This window comes from Cellulomonas citrea (assembly GCF_009829685.1).
In the GTDB taxonomy this organism is placed as follows: domain Bacteria; phylum Actinomycetota; class Actinomycetes; order Actinomycetales; family Cellulomonadaceae; genus Cellulomonas; species Cellulomonas citrea.
The window spans coordinates 1-5,746 of record NZ_VWSD01000170.1; the positions used below are offsets into that span (position 1 = coordinate 1).

Here is a 5,746-nt window from a genome sequence, read left to right on the forward strand (position 1 = left end):
GCACGCACCGGGGCGGACCCGGTGCGCCGGCTCCTCGTCATGTCCGCGCCGCTCGTGGCCGGCCCGGTGCCCGAACCGCCGCCCGAGGTGCAGCTGCGCCCGTTCGAGGTCGGCCGCGACGAACCAGCGTGGTTGGCGGTCAACGCCCGGGCGTTCGCCGACCACCCCGAGCAGGGCCGCACCACGCTGGACGACCTGCGCCTCCTGGAGCGCGAGCCGTGGTTCGACCCCGCGGGGCTGCTGCTGGCGACCAGCGGGGCCGAGCTGCTCGGGTCGGTGTGGACCAAGGTGCACCGCGCCGGCGAGCACGGCGCCGAGCCGGTCGGCGAGATCTACGTGCTGGGCGTCGACCCGGGCGCCCAGGGCATGGGTCTGGGTCGGCTGCTCACCGCCGCCGGGCTGGCGCACCTGGCCGGCCGCGGCCTGGACCGCGCGGTGCTCTACGTCGAGAGCGACAACGCCGCGGCGCTGCGGACCTACGCGCGGGCCGGGTTCACCACCTCCGGGGTGCACGTGCAGTACCGGCTGCCGGTTGGTCACGACACCCACCGTTCACCGGCCGGTGCCACGATGGACGCCATGACCGACGCCCCCGCTCTGGAGACCGAGCTGGCCGCCCACATCGCCGAGCACGTCGCACCGCTGGCGACGCCGCTGCCGGTGCCCGACGCCGCCCTGCCCGCGGACCGCTTCGCCGACCGCGAGCTGTCCTGGCTGGCCTTCAACCAGCGTGTGCTCGAGCTGGCCGAGGACCCGGACGTGCCGCTGCTGGAGCGGGTGCGGTTCCTGGCGATCTTCGCCTCGAACCTCGACGAGTTCTTCATGGTGCGCGTCGCCGGCCTCAAGCGCCGCATCGCGACGGGGATCGCCGTGACCGCGGCGAGCGGGCTGTCCCCCCGTGAGGTGCTCGACGCGATCAGCGAGAAGGCGCACGAGCTCATGGCCCGGCACGCGGCCGTGTTCACCGAGCAGGTCTCCCCCGCACTGGCCGCCGAGGGCATCACGCTGGTGCGCTGGGCGGACCTGGGCGAGTCGGAGCAGGACCGGCTCACCAAGTACTTCCGGCGCCAGATCTTCCCGGTGCTCACCCCGTTGGCGGTGGACCCGGCGCACCCGTTCCCGTACATCTCCGGGCTGTCGCTCAACCTGGCCGTGAGCGTGGTCAACCCGTCGAGCGGCAAGGAGCACTTCGCCCGGGTGAAGGTGCCGCCGCTGCTGCCGCGCTACCTGGCGGTCGACGCGAGCGGCAAGCCGTCGGTGCCGGACCAGCAGACCGCAGCCCGCGACCGCGGCCCGATCTCGTTCGTGCCGATCGAGGACGTCATCGCCCAGCACCTGTACTACCTGTTCCCCGGGATGGAGGTGCAGGAGTTCCACACCTTCCGGGTGACCCGCAACGAGGACGTCGAGGTCGAGGAGGACGATGCCGAGAACCTCCTCAAGGCGATGGAGAAGGAGCTGCTGCGCCGCCGCTTCGGTCCGCCGGTGCGCCTGGAGCTGGCGGCGGGCACGAGCGCCCGGGTGCGCACCCTGCTCACCCGCGAGCTGCGGATGTTCACCGAGGACGTCTACGAGCTGCCCGCCCCGCTGGACGCGACGGGGCTCAACGTGATCGCCGACCTGGACCGCGCCGAGCTGCACTTCCCGGCGTTCGTGCCGACCACGCACCGGCACCTGGCGGAGGTCGAGTCGGCGAACCCGACCGACATCTTCGCGGCGATCCGGGCCCGCGACATCCTGCTGCACCACCCGTACGACTCGTTCTCCACCTCGGTCCAGCAGTTCCTCGAGCAGGCCGCGACCGACCCGCAGGTGCTGGCCATCAAGCAGACGCTCTACCGCACGTCGGGCGACTCGCCCATCGTCGACGCCCTCATCGACGCCGCGCAGGCCGGTAAGCAGGTGCTCGCCCTCGTCGAGATCAAGGCCCGGTTCGACGAGCAGAACAACATCGAGTGGGCGCGCAAGCTCGAGCAGGCCGGGGTGCACGTCGTGTACGGCATCGTCGGGCTCAAGACGCACTGCAAGCTGTCCCTGGTGGTGCGTCAGGAGGCCGACGGGCTGCGCCGCTACAGCCACGTCGGCACCGGCAACTACCACCCGAAGACCGCGCGGCTGTACACCGACGTCGGCCTGCTCACGGTGGACCCCGATGTCGGCCAGGACCTCACCCGGCTGTTCAACCAGCTGTCCGGGTACGCCCCGCGCAGCCGGTTCCACCGGCTGCTGGTGGCCCCGCGCTCCATCCGCGCCGGTCTGGTCGAGCGGATCGAGCGCGAGGCGGCCGCGGCCCGCGCCGGGCACGAGGCCTGGATCAAGATCAAGGTGAACTCGATGGTCGACGAGGCCATCATCGACGCCCTCTACCGCGCCTCGCAGGCGGGGGTGCAGGTCGACGTCAACGTGCGCGGCATCTGCGCGCTGCGCCCGGGGGTGCCGGGGCTGTCCGAGACGATCCGGGTGCGCTCGATCCTCGGGCGCTTCCTGGAGCACTCGCGCATCTTCGCGTTCGCGCACGCCACCCCCGGCGACGACGGGTTCACCGGGCCGGAGGTCTACATCGGCTCGGCCGACCTCATGCACCGCAACCTCGACCGCCGGGTCGAGGCGCTCGTGCGCATGTCGGCGCCTGAGCACATCGCCGAGCTGGTCCGGCTCATCGACGACTCGGTGGCCGACACCACGTCGTCCTGGTGGCTCGGGTCGGACGGCACGTGGACCCGGCACCACCGCGACGCCGACGGCCAGCCGTTGGCCGATCTGCAGTCCGTGCTCATCGCCCGACAGCGCAGGCGGCCGGGCGCGGTCCGGTGACCTCGGGCACGACGTCTGTCCAGGCGGCCGGCGCACTGGTCTGGCGGGTCCGCACGGGACGGCTGCAGGTGGCGCTCGTGCACCGCCCGCGGTACCGCGACTGGTCGTGGCCCAAGGGCAAGCTCGAGCCGGGCGAGTGCGTGGTCGAGGCCGCGACCCGCGAGGTCGCCGAGGAGACCGGTCTCGACGTCGTGCTCGGCATGCCGCTGCCGGGTCTGCAGTACGAGTCCGCGGGCCGGCCCAAGCAGGTGCACTACTGGGCGGCGCAGGTCGCCGGGCGACCCGACCGGTTCGCCCTCGCGGCCCGTCCCCCGGTGCCGCGGGCCGGGCGGGACGAGATCGACCAGGTCCGCTGGTTCGACGCCGACGTGGCTGCGCAGCGGCTGACCCGCCCGTCCGACCGCGAACCGCTCGACGTGCTGGTCGAGGCGTACCGGCAGGACCGGCTGGTGACCCGTGCGCTCGTCGTCGCCCGGCACGGCCGCGCCACCAAACGTGCGCACTGGGCCGGCACCGAGCTGGACCGCCCGTTGACCCGGAGCGGGACCCGCCAGGCCACCGGGCTGGTGCCGCTGCTCTCGGCGTTCGGCGTGGCCCGGGTGGTCTCCAGCCGGTGGGCCCGGTGCGAGCAGACGGTGCGCCCGTACGCCACCGCCGCCGGTCTGGAGCTGGTCACCTCCGACCTGCTCACCGAGGACGCGCACGCCGACTCACCGGCCCGGGTGGCCGCCGAGATGCTCGACCTGCTCTCGGTGTCCGGGGACTCCGTGGTGTGCACGCACCGCCCCGTGCTGCCCACCGTGCTCGACGTGCTGGCCGGCCATGCGTGCCGGGCAGTGGCCGATGCGCTGCCGACGGCGGACCCGTTCCTGCGTCCCGGTCAGGTGCTCGTGTGCCACGTCGCCGAGACCGCGGTGGGGCCGCGAGTCGTGGCGGCCCAGGTGCTCGCTCCGTCGAGCTGACCCGGCCGGTCGGGCACGACGAGCTGGCGGCTCAGAGCAGGACGAGCTGGAGCAACCAGAACATGACGGCGGCGACGATCGCGGCGGCGGGCATCGTGAGCACCCAGGCGATCGCGATGTTCTTGGCCACGCCCCAGCGCACGGCGGACAGCCGCTTGGTGGCGCCCACCCCCATGATCGCGCTGGTCACGACATGCGTCGTGGAGACCGGCGCGTGCAGCACGAACGCGTTGAGGTAGAGCACCGTGGCCGAGACCGACTCGGCGACGAAACCGCGCGCCGGGTCCACCTCGATGATCTTGCGGCCGAGCGTGCGCATGATGCGCCAGCCGCCGGAGTAGGTGCCCAGCGAGATCGCCGTGGCCGCGGCCAGCTTCACCCACAGCGGGATGGTGTGGCCCGGGTGCGCCCAGTTGACCGACAGCAGCGCGAGGAAGATCACGCCCATCGTCTTCTGCGCGTCCTGCAGACCGTGACCGAGCGCCATCGCCGAGGCGGAGACGGTCTGCGCGAGCCGGAACCGGCGGAAGGTGCGGTGCGGCGAGGCGTTGCGCAGCAGCCACAGCACCCCGACCATGACGAGGAACGCGGCGACGAACCCGATCGTGGGCGACAGGACCATCGGGACGACGACCCGGTCGATCACCTGGGCGCCGTAGATGCCCAGGCCACCGGCGAGACCGGCACCGACGAGACCGCCGATGAGCGAGTGGGTCGAGGACGACGGCAGCCCGAACCACCAGGTGATGAGGTTCCACGTGATGGCCCCGACGAGCGCCGCCACGATGACGACGAGCGAGAGCCGGGGCGGGGCGTCCTTGAGGTCGACGATCGCGGTCGCGATGGTCTCGGCGACCTTGGTCGACAGCAGGGCGCCGACGAAGTTCATCACCGCCGCCATGACGAGCGCCACCCGCGGCGTGAGCGCCCGGGTGGAGACCGACGTGGCGATCGCGTTCGCCGCGTCGTGGAAGCCGTTCGTGTAGTCGAAGCTCAGTGCGAGCACGACGACAAGGACGACGAGCGCCGCCTCCACCTGAGTCAGGACTCCTTGACCGCGATGGTCTCGACCGTGTTGGCCACCCGCTCGAACGCGTCGGCGGCGTCCTCGAGCTTCTCGACGATCTCCTTGAGCTTCATGAGCTCGATCGGGTCCTTGACGTCGTCGAACAGCTGCGCGAGCAGCTTGCGGTGGGCCTTGTCGGCCTGGTTCTCCAACCGGTTGACCTCGACCCAGTACTCAGGCAGCGACTCCATCGAGCGCAGCCGGGGCATGGCCTCGGCGGTGAGCTCGGCGGCGCGCTGGAGCACCTGGATCTGGTCGGCCACACGGGGCGGCAGCGCCTCGATGCGGTAGAGGACGACGAGGTCGGCGACCTCCTCCATGTAGTCCATGCAGTCGTCGAGCGCGCTGGCGAGGTTGTAGATGTCGTCGCGGTCGAACGGGGTCACGAACGTCTGGTTGAGACGTCGCATGATCTCGTGGGTCGAGTCGTCCGCGGCGTGCTCGGCGTCGGACATCCGCTTGGCGATGTCCTTGCGACCGGAGCGGTCGGCGCCGAGCATCTCGGCGAGGAGGTTCGCGCCGGTCACCAGGTGCTGGGCCGAGGCAGCGAACAGGTCGAAGAATGTGGTGTCACGCGGGGTCAGGCGCAGTCGCACGTCAGGCTCCACCGGGGGTGTCAGGCACGCGCCCAGGCTAGGCCACCGGGACCCCTCGGCATAACCGAGCCGTCACCTGATCGTCATCCAAGGAGGGTGACGCCGGGCCGGGAGCGCCTCTCGGCGCGGGGCCGCTCGAAGCGGCTGTCAATGGAGCCCGGGGCTACCGCGACCCGGCGTCGTGGACCATCGTACGGTGGCCGCCTGTGGCATGCGCCGGCCGCGGCCGGCCCAGTCGGGGGCGCCAGCTCAGTCGAGGGCGCCAGCTCGGTCGGGGGCGCCAGCTCAGTCGAGCGCGCCGCGCCGCC

At 72.1% G+C, this 5,746-nt stretch carries 4 protein-coding genes and 1 pseudogene; 3 read left to right on the forward strand and 2 right to left on the reverse strand.

The genetic code is table 11. The features are described 5' to 3' along the window. Positions 1–21 precede the first annotated feature (21 nt). The 3 genes and pseudogenes from mshD to F2B26_RS14100 form a co-directional block, all read left to right on the forward strand. Positions 22–510: pseudogene (gene mshD / locus F2B26_RS17490) on the forward strand (mycothiol synthase); the annotation flags it as partial. A 69-nt stretch (positions 511–579) separates the two neighbouring features. Further along, positions 580–2,814, forward strand: a complete 2,235-nt coding sequence (locus F2B26_RS14095) for an RNA degradosome polyphosphate kinase (protein WP_235929685.1) — start codon at positions 580–582, stop codon at positions 2,812–2,814. Next, entirely contained in the window at positions 2,811–3,776 is a 966-nt protein-coding gene (locus F2B26_RS14100) for an NUDIX hydrolase (RefSeq protein ID WP_159810446.1), read from the forward strand. Before F2B26_RS14095 ends, F2B26_RS14100 begins: the two co-directional genes overlap by 4 nt. A gap of 31 nt (positions 3,777–3,807) precedes the next feature. Here F2B26_RS14100 and F2B26_RS14105 read toward each other — a convergent pair whose 3' ends face one another. Together F2B26_RS14105 and F2B26_RS14110 are read right to left on the reverse strand one after the other, a co-directional pair. After that, the gene (locus F2B26_RS14105; protein ID WP_159810448.1) at positions 3,808–4,812 is read right to left on the reverse strand and encodes an inorganic phosphate transporter; all 1,005 of its coding nucleotides are present in this window, start codon (positions 4,810–4,812) and stop codon (positions 3,808–3,810) included. Between the two features lie 5 nt (positions 4,813–4,817). Then, a complete protein-coding gene (locus F2B26_RS14110; protein ID WP_159810450.1) occupies positions 4,818–5,438 on the reverse strand; it encodes a DUF47 domain-containing protein in 621 nt (206 codons plus the stop codon). Positions 5,439–5,746: the final 308 nt, after the last annotated feature.

Coding starts and splice junctions, on each gene's coding strand:
- F2B26_RS14095 (WP_235929685.1), top strand. CDS start 580: ATGACCGACGCCCCCGCTCTGGAGACCGAGCTGGCCGCCCACATCGCC.